The organism is Acinetobacter lwoffii (assembly GCF_019048525.1).
GTDB lineage: Bacteria > Pseudomonadota > Gammaproteobacteria > Pseudomonadales > Moraxellaceae > Acinetobacter > Acinetobacter lwoffii_K.
The window spans coordinates 1,249,264-1,266,261 of sequence record NZ_CP077369.1 but is presented as its reverse complement, the minus strand read 5'-3'; the positions used below and the strand labels follow the sequence as shown (position 1 = coordinate 1,266,261).

Here is a 16,998-nt window from a genome sequence, read left to right as displayed (position 1 = left end):
ATCAGTCGCTTTTTTTATTATCTAAATCTTAGTTATCGGTTGCAAAAGCAATATCGCTGAGTCCGGCTCCACTCGCACGCGACATGACTTGCGCCACCGAGTCATAACGTGATTCTTTATCCGCTTTCAACACAATAGTCGGCTGACGTTCAGCTTGGCCCGCTTCATTAAAACGGGTTTCAAGCTGCTCTAGCGTCAGTACATCGCCATTCCAGGCAATGTCACCTTCGGCATTGATGCTGATCGTGACATTTTCAGGCGGCAGATCGATAATCTCCGCAGTAGTTTGTGGCAAGGTTAATGGAATTGATGGGTTCGCAACGGTCGCTGTCACCAGAAAGATGATCATCAATACCAACATAATGTCGATGAGGGGAATGAGGTTCATCTCATTCATGCCTACATCGTTGTCTTCACCCAGTTGAAAAGCCATTAAGCTTGACCTCCCACGAAACTCTGTTGTGTTACTTTTTCATCAGACTTTTTTGCAGCAGATTCCTGTTGCAGCATAGTATCAATCAGCAGACCATGTGCCTGATCTTGTAACTCGTGTGCCAAACCACGATTAGCACGGACACAGATGTTATAAGCCAGTACCGCAGGAATCGCGACTGCCAGACCTAAGCCAGTCATAATCAATGCTTCACCGACTGGGGTTGCCACTTGTGCCAGACCAGCCTGACCACTTTTACCAACAGCAACCAACGCATGGAAGATGCCCCATACCGTACCGAACAAACCGACAAATGGTGAAATTGAGGCAATCGTACCCAGAACTGATACACCTTTTTCGGCATTGGCTTTTTCTGCTGAAATCTGGCGTAACAGTGCCTGTTCTGCCACTGCCTTACGCTGTTCAAAGCCCAAAGGAGCCAGTTTGGTTTTCAGTTGTTCCAATGCTTTAGATAACTGAGCATAGGCAATCTGTTTCAGCTGGCGAGTGCCCATCAAACGCAGCACAAAAATGGTCCATGTCGCGATCGACATTGCCAATAACACGAAATACAGCGTTTTACTGACTGCATCAGCGTGTTGCCAATAAACTGAAAAGTTCATATTCGAACTCCTAATGGGTGAGCCGTTATTTAACCTGAAAATCGAAAGGCTGTTCCACACGGGTTGGATAAGCCACACCATTTTCAACATATTTGGTGAGTTGTGCACGACGTACCGCGGCTTCTACTTTGCGCGTTACCGCCGGGCTACAACTTGAATTTCGTGCAGTCGCAGAAACTACTTTACCCTGCTCATTCGCTGAAACATCTACTACCAGTGAACAGGCTGATTTTAATTCACCTGCAGAGAGTGAGACTTTTGGTGAACGCTGCCAAGACACGCCCCCACCAATTGATACACTTTTCGGGGATGGCGGCGCAGCAGGTGCTGGCGGTGCCACAGGCGCAGGTGGCGCGACTGGAGCAGGTGCCGGTTTAACTTTAGTTTCAGTGACCACTGTCGGTACAACCGGACTTGGGGTTGGTTTTGCTTCAACTGGCGGTGCTTTAACCACTTTTGGCTCTTCAGCCTTTTTCACCTGCTCGATTTTTTCTACTTTTTTCGGTGGTGGTGGCAGCGGTTTATCGACAATTTTGACTTCTTTTGGCTTAGGCGGCTCTTTTTGTGGCTCGGCCTTCGGCTTTGGCGGTAAAGGTTTTGGCGCTTCCTGGAGTTTTACAAAGCGCACTTTTAAGGGTTGCTTATCAATGGGTGCCAGCTCAGGTGCTTTCATCTGGCTGATCGCATATAACACACCCACATGCCCAACCAGTACAGCCGCCACGATAGAGATGACTTTCTTTTTCATCTGATTCGGCGGTGTAGGCATTTGGGGCGCAGCAACTTGACTCATTAAATCTATTACCTTGAGGAGATGATGTGGAACAAACTATCAAGCTCATCGGTTAGCACAATTAAAGTATGCCAATAATAAATGAGAAGTGTTTTCATTTGCAACCGCTAATCCTACCTTTGACTGACTTTTTTTGCATCAAAACAAAAAAGGCACACTAAAAGTATGCCTTTTTAAAACTCAATGCAAGTCTTATTGGAACACGACAGTCTTGTTGCCATCGACAATAATACGGTCTTCCAAATGCCATTTTACCGCACGGGCCAATACATTACGTTCTACGTCCTGACCGAGTTCACGTAACTGCTCAACAGTAAAGTCATGGTTCACGCGCTCCACATCCTGCTCAATAATCGGACCTTGATCCAGATCAGCAGTCACATAGTGCGCAGTTGCACCGATCAGCTTCACGCCTTTTTCATAGGCCTGTTTGTACGGATTGGCACCTACAAAAGCCGGCAGGAAAGAATGGTGAATGTTGATCACTTTCATTTCCCACTTGCTGACAAATTCTTCATCCAGAATCTGCATATAACGCGCCAGCACCAGTAAGTCATTGCCCTGCATCAACTGGTCGATTTCTGCATAAGCTTCAGGTTTGTTGTCTTTGGTCACCGGCACAACTTCGAATGGAATGCCAAAATTTTCAACTGCTTCACGTAAAGTCTCGTGATTCGACACCACTTTGGTAATTTCACAAGGCAAACCACCACGCGCATGACGCCATAACAGCTCAAGCAAGGCATGATCGACTTTAGACACCAAAATACCGACTTTTTTCACGTCACTGACCAGAGCCAGACGCCATTGCATGCCATAGCGTTCCGCCACATTCGCTGCAAAAGTCTGGGTAATACTTTCTTTGCGACTTTGAAGATTATCTAATTCAAATTCAACGCGCATGAAGTAACGTCCGCCCTGCGCTGCTGTCGCATATTGGTCAAGCGCAGTAATGTTGGCACCTTGATGATACAAGAAGCTCGAAACAGCCTGCACGATGCCCGGCTTGTCTTCACAAGTAATCAATAAACGTGCGGTGTTAGCAGTCGTCATATTCATGTTGGTTTAAGTCACTAATCAGTTAAATTAAAAAATAAGCCGAGTATTCTAGCGCGTTTCTTGGATATTCTGAATAGTTTGTTCAGATTCAGAATCTTTAGACGACGACAGGCTGGCAAAAAGTTCCGAAGAGCCCAAATTACTCAATAAACCTTCATAGGTTTGACGACTTTCACCACGTAAATACGCCCCTTCCAAGAATACCATCTGGCGCAGTGCCTGCCAGACCCATTTTTCTTCCAGGGTATTGGAATCGGTCAGATGACCTGACATATACAGGAAATTGGTCCAGTTGGTCAGTACAATCCACAGGTTAATGATCAGTGCTTCAATTTCTGAATCGGTCATGTCCATCAGGCCTGCATTAACAAAGCCTTTATAGATTTTCTGGCCCTGCTGCATGACCTGCCCGGCAAAGCGTGGATACATCTTGCGAAAATCTTCGTTATTTTCTACCAGATGATAGACATTACGATGCAGGAAACGATAAGCCCATAGCTGACTGCTCAGTACCTGAAAATAATGCACCTTGTCATTGGCATCCAGCGCACGGTCATCCGGCAGCGCCAGCATTTCTAGCGTCTGATGCTGGTACTGTTCCATCAATTCTTTAATAATTTCATTTTTATTGCGGAAATGATAATACAAGTTACCCGGGCTCATGCCGAGTTCAGCCGCAATATGATTGGTGGTTACCGATCGTTCGCCACGCTCGTTAAACAGCTGCAAACTGAGCTGCAAGATACGCTCTTTAGTTTTTAAGGTTTTGGTTTGGGACATCCTAAAATAACCATTCAGTTCATGCATTAGCAGCCTAACACACAAAGTCACTTGACTAATTAGAGTATTTGCTCTAAAAATTAATTAATCGATTTTTGAATAATGGTAGTGCGGCATGAACAGTCACACAAAAACAACATCAATGACACCACATTTTTTTGATAGCCAATATCTGAATGAAGTCTTGGCGCAACAAAAACACGCTTACTTACACTACCCTCTGCCGACTGCAAAGGAACGTATCGATCGTTTAGCTCGACTTAAGCGTATCTTAGTTAAGTATCAAGATCAATTTGCTGATGCAATTAATCAGGACTATGGTAACCGTTCAATCGGGGAAACCAAGATTGGTGAACTGCTCACCTGTCTGGAACATATCAAATATTACAGCAAAAACCTGACCCGGTGGATGAAACCCTCCAAGCGTCATGTCGGCATTATTCATCAGCCGGCTAAAGCCTGGGTACAATATCAGCCTTTAGGCGTGGTTGGGATTATCGCACCATGGAACTATCCGCTGTTGTTGTCGATTGGCCCCCTGATTTGCGCACTGGCGGCCGGCAACCATGCCATGATCAAAATTTCCAGTGCATCCGCTGCCTTTGGTGAAGTTTTAGAAAAAGCTTTGGCTGAAGCCTTCCCTAAAGAATTGGTCGCTGTGGTGAATGGTGGCGGTGTGATTTCAGATGCTTTCTGTCGTTTGCCTTTCGATAAACTGATTTTCACCGGCTCAACTGCAGTCGGTAAAACCGTCATGGCAGCCGCTGCCGAAAATCTGGTGCCGGTGATTCTGGAACTGGGCGGTAAATCGCCAGTACTGGTGCATCCATCGATTGATCTGCGCGATGTCGCGCAGCGGATTGCGGTGGGCAAACTCTGGAATGCCGGTCAGACCTGTGTAGCGCCAGACTATATGTTCCTGCCTCTCGGAAAAACTGCCGAGTTCATTGATCACTTTAAAGCCTGTGTCGAAAGCATGTATCCGGATATCACCCATAATCAGGATTACACCTCGATTATTAATGTCAAACAATATAACCGTCTGCAAGGCTATCTGAATGATGCGCGTGAACAGGGTGCGCAAGTCATTGAAATTAATCCGCGTAGTGAAAACTCGGCTGATCTGCGCAAGATTGCACCGACCATCGTGACCAATGTCACCCCGATGATGCAGATCATGCAGCATGAAATCTTTGGCCCACTGTTACCGATCATGGAATATGATCAAATTGACGATGTCATCGACTTTATTAATAGCCGTCCACGTCCACTTGCTTTATACTACTTCGACTTTGATCAGGCGCGTGCCGATTATGTCGCACAGCGTACCCATTCAGGGCATTTCGGGCAAAATACGGTACTGACCCATGTTGCGCAGGACGATCTACCATTTGGGGGTGTCGGTGCATCAGGTATGGGTAAATACCATGGCCCAGAAGGCTTCTTCAGTTTGTCGCATGAACGCTCAGTAATGTCGAATCCAAAGCTGTATAGCTTGAAATACATTCTGCCACCGTTCAATAAACCGATTCACAAGCTGATTTCGAAGACACTTCTCCGCTAAATGATCAAGGCATGAGCTATCGATATAGTTCGTGCCGCGTTTTGACGAAAATCGCTTGTCTTTTAAGCGCATTTTTGATATAAAACGCCCCTTGAATGATTTCAATCCGTTTATTTTTGACTGGCCATACAGATTTGCTGTTGGCTAAATCAATGGAGTTACACCATGTCTAAGGTTTGCCAAGTTACCGGCAAGCGTCCAGTCGTTGGTAACAACGTCTCACACGCCAACAACAAAACTAAGCGCCGGTTCGAGCCGAACCTGCACCACCACCGTTTCTGGTTAGAAAGCGAAAAACGTTTTGTACGTCTTCGTTTAACCACTAAAGGTATGCGTATTATCGACAAATTGGGCATTGAAAAGGTTGTTGCTGACCTACGTGCTCAAGGTCAAAAGATCTAAGGAGTCTGAACCATGCGTGATAAAATTCGCTTAGTTTCTTCAGCTGGTACAGGTTATTTCTATACCACGACTAAGAACAAACGTACTATGCCGGAAAAAATGGAAATCAAAAAATTTGATCCAAAAATCCGTCAACACGTAATCTTCAAAGAAGCTAAAATCAAATAATTTTAGTTTCTTTAAAAAAACGACCTTTGCGGGTCGTTTTTTTTTGCACTTTTTTTATCCGGCTTGATAAACTTTCTGCATGTTTTGGCACTTTTTGTGCTTATTTCCCAGCAAACCTAGCTAAAGGAGTATTTAGTGCCACATGACGTAGAGCTCATTATATTACTGGCTGTTGGTTTTGGCTTAGCTTTGGTCTTTGGCTATCTCGCTGCACGGCTGCGTCTTCCCCCTTTGATCGGCTATCTCATTGCCGGCATTCTGATTAGTCCCCACACACCCGGTGTGGTCGGTGATATTCATCTGGCCAACCAGCTGGCAGAACTTGGCGTCATGTTCCTGATGTTTGGTGTCGGGATGCATTTTTCCCTGAACGATCTGATGCAGGTCCGCCGGATTGCCCTGCCTGGTGCGATTTTACAGATTGCAGTTGCCACCTTGCTCGGGGTCGGAGTTTCGATGCTGTGGGGCTGGAGCTTTGGCTCAGCGCTGGTCTTTGGCCTAAGCCTGTCCTGTGCCAGTACTGTGGTTCTACTCAAAGCACTCGGTGATCGTGGCCTGCTCGATTCGATCAATGGCCGGATTGCTGTTGGCTGGTTACTGGTCGAAGATCTGGTTATGGTCTTGGCGCTGGTACTGTTACCTGCCACTGCGGTGCTTTTAGGGGGGCAGGCGCTGGAAGGCGCAAGCGATGAGAATATCTGGCTCACCTTAGGTATTACTCTGCTCAAAGTCGCAGGCTTTATTGCCTTCATGCTGATTATCGGTAAACGATTGATTCCGATGATCATACAGGTCGTGGCACGTCTTGGTTCACGTGAGCTGTTTACCTTAACCGTGGTGGCTGCTGCTGTTTCGATTGCCTTTGGTGCCTATAAGATCTTTGGCGTGTCGATGGCACTGGGTGCTTTCTTTGCCGGGATGGTGGTGAAAGAATCTGATTTCAGTCATCGTGCCGAAGAAGAAACCTTGCCACTGCGTGAAATTTTCTCGATTTTATTCTTTGTCTCCGTCGGCATGCTGTTTGATCCGCGCATCCTGCTGGAACAGCCTTTACATGTACTGGCCGTGGTCGGGATTATCATGATTGGTAAAACTATTGCCGCGATGGCACTGGTGCTGTTCTTCCGTTATCCGATCAATACCGCTTTGACCGTCGGTGCTTCTCTGGCACAGATTGGTGAGTTCTCCTTTATTTTGGCTGCACTCGGTGTTTCGCTCAATCTGCTTTCGCTGGAAGGTCAAAACCTGATTCTGGCAGGTGCCTTAATTTCGATTACGCTTAACTCCTTTATCTTTTCCGCGATTGAGCCGGTACAGAAATGGATTCGGGAACGCTCGACTCTGGCCCGCTTACTGGAACGCAGTGGTGACCCTTTGGCAATGTTACCGGATGAAGTCTCACAGGATTACCTGCGCGATCAGGTGGTCATTATTGGCCATGGTGAGGTGGGACGTCGCATTACCCGCTCATTGATGGAAGAAAACATTAAGGTGGTGATTGCCGAAGAAAACCGTGACATCGTCGAAAACCTACGTGAAAAAGGCATTGCTGCAGTGTCTGGTGTAGCCACTGAAGCCGGAGTACTGATTCAAGCACATATTCAACATGCGCGCTTACTGGTTATCTCTCCTATGGATATTATCGATATTCATAAAATCGTGGACATTGCCAAGACCTTGAATCCACAAATTCAGGTACTGGTCTGTGCAGAAAGCAAGGAAGAAGCTGAAGCCATTCGTCGGGATAATGTCGGTACGGTTTATTATGCCAAAGAAGAAATGGCGAAAAATATGAGCAATCATATTTTGAATCAGATTGAGATCGCGCATCAGCATACGCCTTCTCATTAAAGTTTTTCTTTGAATAAACACTGAATAAAAAAGTTGCCGGATCTGGCAACTTTTTTTATGTACATCAATATATCTCTGAGCCAAATATTTTATTAACACACTGGCTTCAGACTGCTCACGACTTAAATTTTAAAATACTGATTTTTCATCTTCATTTTAAATGAACGTTTTTGTGATACTTAAAATCTGCCTAATTTAATAACCTATAAAACTCAAAAAGCACACCGATAGTGTGCTTTCTAAATAAATTTCAACGATTAACTCATATACTTTGGTTCTTCATCCACAACTTCAGCCTGCCATTCATTGACCTGCTGTTCCAGCAAGCCATAGAGTGCTGCCTGAATCATCTGTTGCGCAATCACGGGCGTCTGCTCTCCAAGTAGAGCTTTCACCTCATCATTAAATTGAATCATGACCAAAGGCTGTTTATGTGAGCCTGCATTGCGTAGAGCCAACGCGCCACCTTCAAGTTGAACGAGTTCTAAAATCGCGTCTTGATTACCAAATAAATCTTTCAACTGTTCTATAGACATATATCCTCCATGTTCAACATGGTGGCAAAGCACCGGGTGCACTTTGCATCATTAGAGTAATTGATATAGGGTTAAAAATTGCAATTTCAAGTACAGCCGATCCGATTAAAATTCAATCATCTCATTACGAAAACCATCAATTAATTGGGTCAGGTCACGATGCCACTCTCTCAATATAGCAGTATCAGGTAACCATGCTTGTGGAGACTGTGTGACTTTAATGATGAGATTTGAGGAGGTTTCGTCTTCAGGTTCTGGGGTACTTGGTTCGGGCGCATACTGGCACAGACGGTAAGCGCGCTTCAGTTCAGCAATGAAACCGCTCTTGGACAAATGTTGCAGCACCGCGACTTCTGGCGAAATTTGGCCTTTGGCCGCCATGAGTTCTTCGATCGATTTTAGCGTCGGATGAGGATCATTCAGGCGATAGTAACGCACCAGTTCCTGTAAAAATGCTAACAAAGCACCATGCAAATGAAACACAGTTGCTTCACGTTGTGCCTGAGCCTGTTGTACATGTTCAGTTTGCTCTGCTTGCTGGCAGGAAAGGCGGGCAAAATACAGTTTTTGATTGGTACGGTCCGCATGATAGCGAGCAACACGGGTCATCGAGATTTCCTAAGGTTTAAAACAAATTTTGGCTTTTATAAAGTAAAAGGTTCGCCTACATTTCGCAATCAAAAGATGTTTAGACTGAATCCATCCAGCACTGAAATTCAGAGCATTGAGCTCACTGATTAAGTACGGCGATACTAAATTGCAGCCATAAAAAAGGAGCCTATCAAGTGCTCCTTTTTTGAGTTTAAGCCTGAGGCTTATCTTCTGTGGCTTTCACGCGGATCCCATGTCCGTGCAGGCGTAAAGTATTCAGGCCTTTAATGGCTTTGACTGCTTCACGGCCATGTGGCATTTCTACAAAAGCAAAACCTTTTGATTTGCCTGTTGCTGCATCAAGCACCAAAGTACAGGTCTCCACTGTGCCATATTCCTGGAACAGTTTCAGTAATTCGGCTTCTGTGACCGTACGTTCTAAATTACGAACTAAAATTTTCATCTTACAACCTTAAGAAGATAGGCAAAAAATATCAAAAAGCACGCGCCTACTCTACTTTTTGCATGAAACAACTTTGCTATAGTTTAATCGAGATCAATCCCAAAATCTAAATTAATCGACTTGCGTTCAATCAAGGCACTTTTTACAGTTTGCTGCCGGGTTTTGTAATGGGTTTCCGTGGTGCATAAATGCCGGGTGAGATCATTCAGAAAATAACTTTCAACTTTACGTCCCTGCTCATCCACGGTTTCCCGCGCCCAATGATTCAGGTTCTGTTTGGTCAGAATTAATTCATTTTTTGCCCGGGTCAGTGCTACATAGAGCACACGACGCTCTTCTTCGACATCATCAAAATCACCTTGGGCACGTGCATGCGGATAATTCCCCGGCGTGACATTGGCCACATAACAGACATTCTGTTCGGTACCTTTGGCCGAATGGATAGTGATGAGGGTCACTACATCCGTATCTGACTGGCGTTCAATTTCTGAGATTGACACCGGATCCAGTACATATTCCTCTAAAAATTCACTCAGCTGCGAATGCTTGGAGGCCAGCTGTTTGACCAGTTCAAAATCACTCTGGCGACGTGGCCAATCCTTTTTATAGTTTTCCGCCAACTGCGATTCAATCGCCTGCACCGCAAGACCGACGCAGGCTGGCACTTCGCCTTTGAGCACACTCATCTGCTGCATGATCAGAATGGTTTCTAATGGTATCTTGCCAAATTTTTCCAACTTATCTGCAATAGCTTCCATTTCCGGTTCAGCCAATAACTGCTGCGATAGCTTACTGGCACCCACATCACCAACACCATTCCACAGGGTCAAGAAACGCATCCAGGCGATATCATCCAGCGGATTGGCGACTACGCGCAGCATGCTGAGCAAATCTTTGACATGCGCCGTTTCCAGCAGCTTCATGCCACCAATAAAGCGATACGGCACATTAGCCGCGATACAGGCTGCCTCAATATGCCGTGCGGCAAAACTGGAACGAACCAGCACCATATGCTCGCCCCACTTACTACCTTGCAGATAATGACGCTCTTTAATATCAATCGCGATCCATTTGGCTTCATCAAACTCATTCGGGAAAATATGCATGCGCGGCTTTACACCTTCTCCGCGATACGCTTCCAGACGTTTGTCATATTTGATTTCAGACTGATCGAGCAGCCAGTTGGACAGATCCAGAATTTCCTGGGTCGAGCGGTAGTTTTTTTCTAATTTAAAAATCTGCGCATCTGGCACACGTTCTTTGAAATGGTGAATATTTTCAAAGTCTGCACCACGAAAGCCATAAATCGACTGCGCATCATCACCGACACAGAACAGGCTGATCCGGTCTTTCAGTGGCTCCAGCAAAGCCCATTGCAATGGATTGGTATCCTGCATTTCATCGACCAGCATATGCCGACAGATTGAAGCGACATAGTCGACCAGACCTTCGGACTGTGCCAGCGCCGTAGCTACTACCGCCAGAATATCGTCATAATCCAGAAAACTTCGCGCTTGCTTACGTGCTTCATATTCTTTCATAATTTCGGCAATCTGGTCCTTTAAGGCCAGATATTCCGGCATCTGTTTTTCCAGCGCCAGACTGAGCTTTTGCCGGGTATTCCTTGCAAAAGAATACAAATCACATAATTCTTGAGGCTTCGGCAGATGATTGGGATTTTTCTTGTCATCACGGCCGCGAATCAAACGAAACATCATCAACTGATCATCACGATCAATAATCGAAAACTGTTCCAGACCAAAAGCTTTCGGAATACGGCGCAGCAGATACATACAGAAGGTATGAAAGGTCGAGGCCCGCAGTCCCTTGGCTTGTTCACCCAGTGCAAGTTCGACACGCGCCACAATTTCACTGGCTGCACGGCGGGTAAAGGTCAGAATTTGAATCTGGTTGGCAGGCACACCCTGCTCAATCAAGTAAGCTGCGCGTGCCACGATAGTCTTGGTTTTGCCACAACCTGCCCCGGCCAGCACCAAACTGTGTTTTGCTTCTGTGGTCGCTGCTTGCTTTTGTTGGGGGTTTAATTCATCAATCAGGGTGGCTAAACTCATTTTCACTCATCATTTTGTGGATGTATGTAGTTTAACAGATCGCTTCCAGAATTATGGCTTTTCAGTTGTCCTGAAACTGTCTCCAATTTTATTTCCTGATTTGATATTAGCTAACGACAGGGCGTGCTGGATTACAGGAGAGAGAAATACTTTCACTGTGTCAAAAGATTTTTAACTATCTCAGCGACAGCTTTCCCCAAGTTCATTTCTGCATTATTTAAGGCTTCCTCTAAAGGACAATCTGGCGGATTAATCCCAATAATCTGGCTAAATCCTGACTCAAACAAATCCTCAACCCCTTCACCGACTAGACCCGCAAAAGCAATCACCGGTTTATTGAAGTATTTTGCAACCTGCGCCACACCAAATGGCGTTTTGCCAAATTTGGTTTGAAAATCAATTTTACCTTCCCCGGTAAACACATGATCTGCTTGCGCTATTTTCTCGTTGAGTTGAACCTGTTCAATCATCAGCTCTACACCTGATCGAATGGAAGCAGCAGTGAATGCCATTAAACCAAAACCCAATCCACCGGCAGCGCCCGCACCTGCCACATGACGATAATCACAGCCAATCTGCTGAGCAACCACATCGGCGAAATGACAGAGGTTTTGATCCAACTGCTTGACCATTTCAGGCGTTGCACCTTTTTGTGGTCCAAAGATTATCGATGCACCATTTGGTCCACACAGTGGATTGTTGACATCCGATGCAATAATTATTTCAGTATCTGCTAAACGTGGATCAAGTTCGGATAAATCCATTGATTTGACCAGATCTAAGTTTCCACCACAGACCTGAATTAATTCACCCGCATGATTTAGAAACCGCACACCCAGTGCCTGTGCCATGCCGGCACCACCATCATTGGTAACACTCCCACCCAGCCCAATGATGATTTTTTTCACACTCAAGTCCAATGCCTGTTTGATCATTTCTCCTGTGCCATAAGTTGAAGTGAGCATCGGATTACGCTGTGAAGGCTTCAATAAATGAATGCCATTGGCCTCGGCCATTTCAATCACGGCAGTTTGACCTGGATCAACCAAACCCCAATAGGTCTGAATACGTTGCTCAGGCAGTGGTCCGGTCACTTCACATGCAATACTTTGCCCCTTTAAACTTGAAATCAATGCATCGACCGTGCCTTCACCGCCATCAGCCATTGGCACATGAATGATATGGGCATCCGGAATGACGTTCTGAATACCGCGTTGCATGGCCTGACAAGCCTGCGCAGCAGACATGCTTTCTTTAAATGAGTCAGGAGCAAGTACAAAGGTGAGCGGCATGATGTAATCTTTTATCCACAAATGAAGTCTAAATTGTGGATAAATCCAGTACTATCCACAAGTCTTTATTTCCAGCCCAGTTCAATTGCAGTTATCTCATTAATCAAGGTTTGATTTAAAGATTCTGGCATTTTACTGGTAGTTTGAGACAGGGGAATATGCCCTGCCATCAGCTCCGCCTTGGATTGCGGAAATAAGGGTTGCTGATCTGGAAATGCATAACCCAGCGGATAAATCGGTTGCCCTGTCGCTAAATCGTATTTATCCGAAGCACCAAAGGCATGCAGCAATTCATGAACCAAGACAATTTTATTCTGTTCAGTTTGTTGTTTGGATGCAAATAGATTTATCGAACCAATCCGGCCTTTTTGCAAGGCGGTTGAATGCTTTAATTGCTTGGTCTGTACAGGATCGTAGTAATTTAAAAATAAAGTCACATTGGCTGAAGGATCTGAACTCTGTCGCTGTTTCCAGGCATAGAAACGGAATTTTAAACTCCATAAAACTGTATCGATGAGCGAGTCTTGCTCAGGGACTTTGGGTGGTAGAACTTGAAGCTCACGGCCTAAATTAAAATAAAAATAAGTCGGCTGTCTACGATACTGCTGAGCTGCTTTTTCCAGATATTCCCGTGCTCCATTCAGGTCCTGAGCTGACAGTTGCTGGATATATTGCTGTGTGGTCGGTAATCCATCGGCATTAATCGGATGCAGCAACACAATAATCGGCTTTGACCAGTTCTGGTTTTGATCACGATAGGCATTGACCGCGACAATCAATAAGATGATTAATAAAATCAGAATCCGAATCTTTTTCCACATATCGATTACACACTCTGCTTTTTCATTTTTCTTAAATACATCTGACTCATTTCTATTTTTGTTTCAAATAAATTTAAAGTTTTTATTAATCCTGACAATTTGGCTCTACCATAGTTACGAGAGTCAAAATCAGGCTTTACTGCACTGATATACTGCCCGACCATCCCTAAATTCGCCCATCCATTATCATCGGCATTATCTTTTACAGCTTTATAAATTAAGTTAAGCGTAGCTCGATCCATCCCTTCAGGTAACTGAATTTCCTTTTGCGCAGATATAGTTTTTTGTCCATTAGTCTTGATAATCTCCGAAACTTTTTTATCTATTGATCCTGTTTCTTCACCATCCTCATTATTTTTAATTTCACTATCTACAAGTAAGTTTTCGATATAAATGAACTTGTCACAGGCTTTCTTAAATGCTTCAGGCGTAGCTTTTTTGCCAAAGCCATACACTGTTAGACCATTTTCACGAATACGTGAAGCTAAGGGCGTGAAATCGCTATCGCTGGATACGATACAAAATCCATCTAATGCACCTGCATAAAGTAAATCCATAGCATCAATGATCAGGATCATATCCGTCGCATCTTTACCCTTGGTATAAGCGAATTGTTGTACCGGAGTGATGGCATGAGGAAGGAGTACATCTCGCCATTTCTTTAACGTTTCGCTGCTCCAGTCCCCATACACACGTTTGACACTGGCAATTCCATATTTCGCAACTTCCTCCAATACCGATGAAATCGCGTTGATAGAAGAATTATCCGCATCGATTAATACAGCGAACTTTTTTGTCTGAATATCCACATTCACCCCAAGATATTATTTTTAATTTTTTATATACATGATTCTGACATAAAAAATGCCGACTTTCGTCAGCATTTTTTTGAATCTTAGAGTTTAGGCTTCAACCCATTTTCCGTCCTGATAAACCAGAGACCATTTGGTTTGCTTGCCTTCTGCAGTTTCCGAACCAATATATTGTGACTGGTTCTTACGGCTAAATTTTACCAGAGTTGGATTCCCTTCCGGGTCCACATCAGGTGCCTGCAAGATAAACTGATACTTTGGATCAAGCTGGTCGGCAACAGAACGAATCTCGGCCACTTTCGGTGCACGGGTTTCACGCACTTTCGGGAACTTGCTTGCCGCCAGGAATAAACCGGCTGCACCGTCACGCAGTACAAAGAAATCGTCATGCTTGGCAGAACGTAAATGCTCCATCTTGATCGGATCCACACGTGGAGGCGCAGGCTGACCGCTCTTTAAGACTTTACGGGTATTGTCACAGCTGGTACAGGCAAAATACGGACCAAAACGACCCGTCTTCAGCTGCATTTCACCATCACACTTGTCGCATGGGATACTCGGGCCATCATAGCCTTTAATTTTGAACTCACCTTCTTCAAGTTCAAAACCACTACAGTCCGGGTTATTCCCACAGATATGCAGTTTACGGCCGCCATCAATCACATAGCTGTCCATGGCAGTTTCACAGATCGGACAACGCTTCTTCGACATCAGGTCAGCAGTTTCCGCAGCCTCATCATCAGATAATGCAGCCAGAGACTCAACTGGTGTCAGGTTCAAGGTTCCTTTACAACGCTCTTTCGGCGGTAGGTTATAGCCTGAACAACCCAAGAATACGCCTGTGGTTCCGGTACGAATCTGCATTGGACGGTCACATTCTTTACAGTGTACTGCATCCACTTCTACAGGCTGATTGCGGCGCATACCGTTCTCACCCTGCGCCGTAGTCAAACGTTGCTTAAAATCGCCATAGAAGCTGTCTAATAACTCTTTCCAGTTACGCTCACCATCTGCTACTTTATCCAGCTGACCTTCAAGATCTGCGGTAAAGGCATAGTTCATCAGATTACTAAAATTTTCATCCAGACGATCGGTAACGATCTCACCCATCTTCTCGGCATAGAGACGACGGTTATCCAGTTTCACATAACCACGATCCTGAATGGTCGAGATAATCGCAGCATAGGTCGATGGACGGCCAATGCCTTTTTTCTCGAGTTCTTTCACCAGTGAGGCTTCAGTAAAACGTGCCGGTGGCTTGGTGAAATGTTGAGATGGATCAAGTTTCTCAAGTTTAAGGACTTCACCGACTTTGACCGCAGGCAATAAAATATCGTCATCAGCTTTATTGGCACCACGCACGCGAGTAAAACCATCAAAGACCAAGGTACGACCTTTGGCTTTCAGCTCTACACCATTAGCATCCACTAAAATGGTAGAAGACAAATATTCTGCCGGAGTCATCTGACAGGCAACAAACTGGCGCCAGATCAAGTCATAGAGGCGCTGTGCATCACGCTCAACACCCACTAGGCTGTCGCCTTTTAAGCCAACCATAGATGGACGAATGGCTTCATGCGCTTCTTGCGCACCGGCTTTATTGCCATAACGGTTCGGCTTGGCAGGCAAATATTTCTCGCCAAACTCCGATTCGATATGGCCACGCACCATATTCACCGCATCATCACTCAAGAATGTCGAGTCGGTACGCATATAGGTAATGAAACCGGCTTCATACAGGCGCTGCGCCAGCATCATGGTTTTCTTCACAGAAAAACCGAGACGGGTACTGGCTGCCTGTTGTAGCGTTGACGTGATATACGGCGCACTTGGATTAACCTTGGTTGGCTTATCTTCACGTGCAGAAACCGTATAATCAGCATCTTTGATCAGGTTTAATAAGGCATCAGTTTCGGCTTTATTGCGTAGCTTGAGCGTCTTGCCATTTTGCTTGACCGCTTCGAGACGAATATCATCTTTTTTCGATTTGGTATCGGCAAACACTTGCCAGTATTCTTCAGGAATGAAGGCACGAATTTCACGTTCACGCTCGACCACTAGCTTCACCGCAACCGACTGTACACGACCGGCTGACAGACCACGCGCAATCTTTTCCCAAAGCAATGGCGAAATCATAAAGCCCACGACACGATCCAGGAAACGGCGTGCCTGCTGCGCATTGACTTTATTGGTATCCAGACGTGACGGATGCTTAAAGGCATCCTGAATCGCATTTTTGGTAATTTCATTAAAGACCACACGCTGATAACGCGAATCATCACCGCCGATGACTTCTTTTAAATGCCAGGCAATCGCCTCTCCTTCCCTGTCCATATCCGTTGCCAGATAGACTTCATCGACTTGCGATGCCAGTTTTTTCAGTTCGGCAACCACATGTTCTTTGCCAGGAAGGACTTCGTATTTGGCTTTCCAGTCATGTTCCGGATCGACACCCATGCGGTTAATCAACGCATTCTGTGATTTTTCAGCTTTTTCTGCATCCGTCAGTTTGGTACGTGTCGCTGGTTTTTTCTCTGTCGATTTTGCAGAACCGCCAGTCGGTAAGTCACGCACATGACCCACCGATGATTTTACGATGTAGTTCGGACCAAGGTACTTATTGATTGTTTTCGCTTTTGCAGGCGACTCCACAATCACTAGGGCACGCTTGCTTCCAGCGTCGGGAGACTTCGCTGTGCTGCTTTTTGATGTGGACCGAGGAGCGTTCGCCATAATTA

The 16,998-nt window shown here is 45.3% G+C and carries 17 protein-coding genes; 4 read left to right on the top strand and 13 right to left on the bottom strand.

All coding sequences use genetic code 11. The features are described from left to right. Positions 1-28 precede the first annotated feature (28 nt). The 5 genes from I6L24_RS05900 to I6L24_RS05880 all read right to left on the bottom strand — a co-directional run bounded on the left by I6L24_RS05900 (position 29) and on the right by I6L24_RS05880 (position 3,688). The gene (locus tag I6L24_RS05900) at positions 29-433 is read right to left on the bottom strand and encodes an ExbD/TolR family protein (RefSeq protein WP_004278434.1); all 405 of its coding nucleotides are present in this window, start codon (positions 431-433) and stop codon (positions 29-31) included. Next, positions 433-1,056: a MotA/TolQ/ExbB proton channel family protein gene (locus I6L24_RS05895; RefSeq protein ID WP_005250649.1), complete on the bottom strand. Its 624-nt coding sequence runs from the start codon at positions 1,054-1,056 to the stop codon at positions 433-435. The genes I6L24_RS05900 and I6L24_RS05895 overlap by 1 nt, the downstream gene beginning before the upstream one ends. 25 nt (positions 1,057-1,081) lie before the next feature. Further along, entirely contained in the window at positions 1,082-1,849 is a 768-nt protein-coding gene (locus tag I6L24_RS05890; RefSeq protein WP_005267494.1) for an energy transducer TonB, read from the bottom strand. Positions 1,850-2,041: 192 nt separating this feature from the next. Further along, on the bottom strand, positions 2,042-2,908 hold the full coding sequence (gene purU, locus I6L24_RS05885) for a formyltetrahydrofolate deformylase (RefSeq protein WP_004278437.1): 867 nt from the start codon (positions 2,906-2,908) through the stop codon (positions 2,042-2,044). A 48-nt stretch (positions 2,909-2,956) separates the two neighbouring features. Continuing rightward, the gene (locus tag I6L24_RS05880; RefSeq protein WP_216986524.1) at positions 2,957-3,688 is read right to left on the bottom strand and encodes a TetR/AcrR family transcriptional regulator; all 732 of its coding nucleotides are present in this window, start codon (positions 3,686-3,688) and stop codon (positions 2,957-2,959) included. Positions 3,689-3,803: 115 nt separating this feature from the next. Between I6L24_RS05880 and I6L24_RS05875 the strand changes: the two genes are divergently transcribed. The 4 genes from I6L24_RS05875 to I6L24_RS05860 all read left to right on the top strand — a co-directional run bounded on the left by I6L24_RS05875 (position 3,804) and on the right by I6L24_RS05860 (position 7,673). Beyond that, positions 3,804-5,252 (top strand): coniferyl aldehyde dehydrogenase, encoded by a 1,449-nt coding sequence (locus I6L24_RS05875; RefSeq protein WP_153566606.1) that lies wholly within the window; start codon positions 3,804-3,806, stop codon positions 5,250-5,252. A 165-nt stretch (positions 5,253-5,417) separates the two neighbouring features. After that, positions 5,418-5,654, top strand: a complete 237-nt coding sequence (gene rpmB, locus I6L24_RS05870; protein WP_000048256.1) for a 50S ribosomal protein L28 — start codon at positions 5,418-5,420, stop codon at positions 5,652-5,654. Between the two features lie 12 nt (positions 5,655-5,666). After that, complete coding sequence (gene rpmG, locus I6L24_RS05865; RefSeq protein ID WP_001205031.1) at positions 5,667-5,822, top strand: 50S ribosomal protein L33; 156 nt, start codon at positions 5,667-5,669, stop codon at positions 5,820-5,822. A 135-nt stretch (positions 5,823-5,957) separates the two neighbouring features. Then, positions 5,958-7,673, top strand: a complete 1,716-nt coding sequence (locus I6L24_RS05860) for a cation:proton antiporter (protein ID WP_005250639.1) — start codon at positions 5,958-5,960, stop codon at positions 7,671-7,673. Positions 7,674-7,930: 257 nt separating this feature from the next. Here I6L24_RS05860 and I6L24_RS05855 read toward each other — a convergent pair whose 3' ends face one another. From I6L24_RS05855 to topA, 8 genes are all read right to left on the bottom strand, one after another. Then, entirely contained in the window at positions 7,931-8,209 is a 279-nt protein-coding gene (locus I6L24_RS05855) for a hypothetical protein (protein ID WP_004278462.1), read from the bottom strand. A 105-nt stretch (positions 8,210-8,314) separates the two neighbouring features. After that, positions 8,315-8,818 carry a DUF6586 family protein gene (locus tag I6L24_RS05850; protein ID WP_004278463.1) on the bottom strand — a complete coding sequence of 168 codons (504 nt, stop codon included), beginning with the start codon at positions 8,816-8,818 and terminating at the stop codon, positions 8,315-8,317. Between the two features lie 193 nt (positions 8,819-9,011). Further along, the gene (locus tag I6L24_RS05845; protein ID WP_005103025.1) at positions 9,012-9,263 is read right to left on the bottom strand and encodes an RNA recognition motif domain-containing protein; all 252 of its coding nucleotides are present in this window, start codon (positions 9,261-9,263) and stop codon (positions 9,012-9,014) included. A gap of 83 nt (positions 9,264-9,346) precedes the next feature. Continuing rightward, positions 9,347-11,335 (bottom strand): ATP-dependent helicase, encoded by a 1,989-nt coding sequence (locus I6L24_RS05840; protein WP_005250636.1) that lies wholly within the window; start codon positions 11,333-11,335, stop codon positions 9,347-9,349. Positions 11,336-11,487: 152 nt separating this feature from the next. Next, entirely contained in the window at positions 11,488-12,627 is a 1,140-nt protein-coding gene (locus tag I6L24_RS05835) for a glycerate kinase (protein ID WP_153566607.1), read from the bottom strand. A 65-nt stretch (positions 12,628-12,692) separates the two neighbouring features. Beyond that, positions 12,693-13,448: a hypothetical protein gene (locus I6L24_RS05830; protein ID WP_153566608.1), complete on the bottom strand. Its 756-nt coding sequence runs from the start codon at positions 13,446-13,448 to the stop codon at positions 12,693-12,695. A 5-nt stretch (positions 13,449-13,453) separates the two neighbouring features. Further along, a complete protein-coding gene (locus I6L24_RS05825; RefSeq protein ID WP_034439084.1) occupies positions 13,454-14,257 on the bottom strand; it encodes an NYN domain-containing protein in 804 nt (267 codons plus the stop codon). Between the two features lie 93 nt (positions 14,258-14,350). Beyond that, a complete protein-coding gene (gene topA / locus I6L24_RS05820; protein ID WP_004278474.1) occupies positions 14,351-16,993 on the bottom strand; it encodes a type I DNA topoisomerase in 2,643 nt (880 codons plus the stop codon). Between the last annotated feature and the right edge of the window lie 5 nt (positions 16,994-16,998).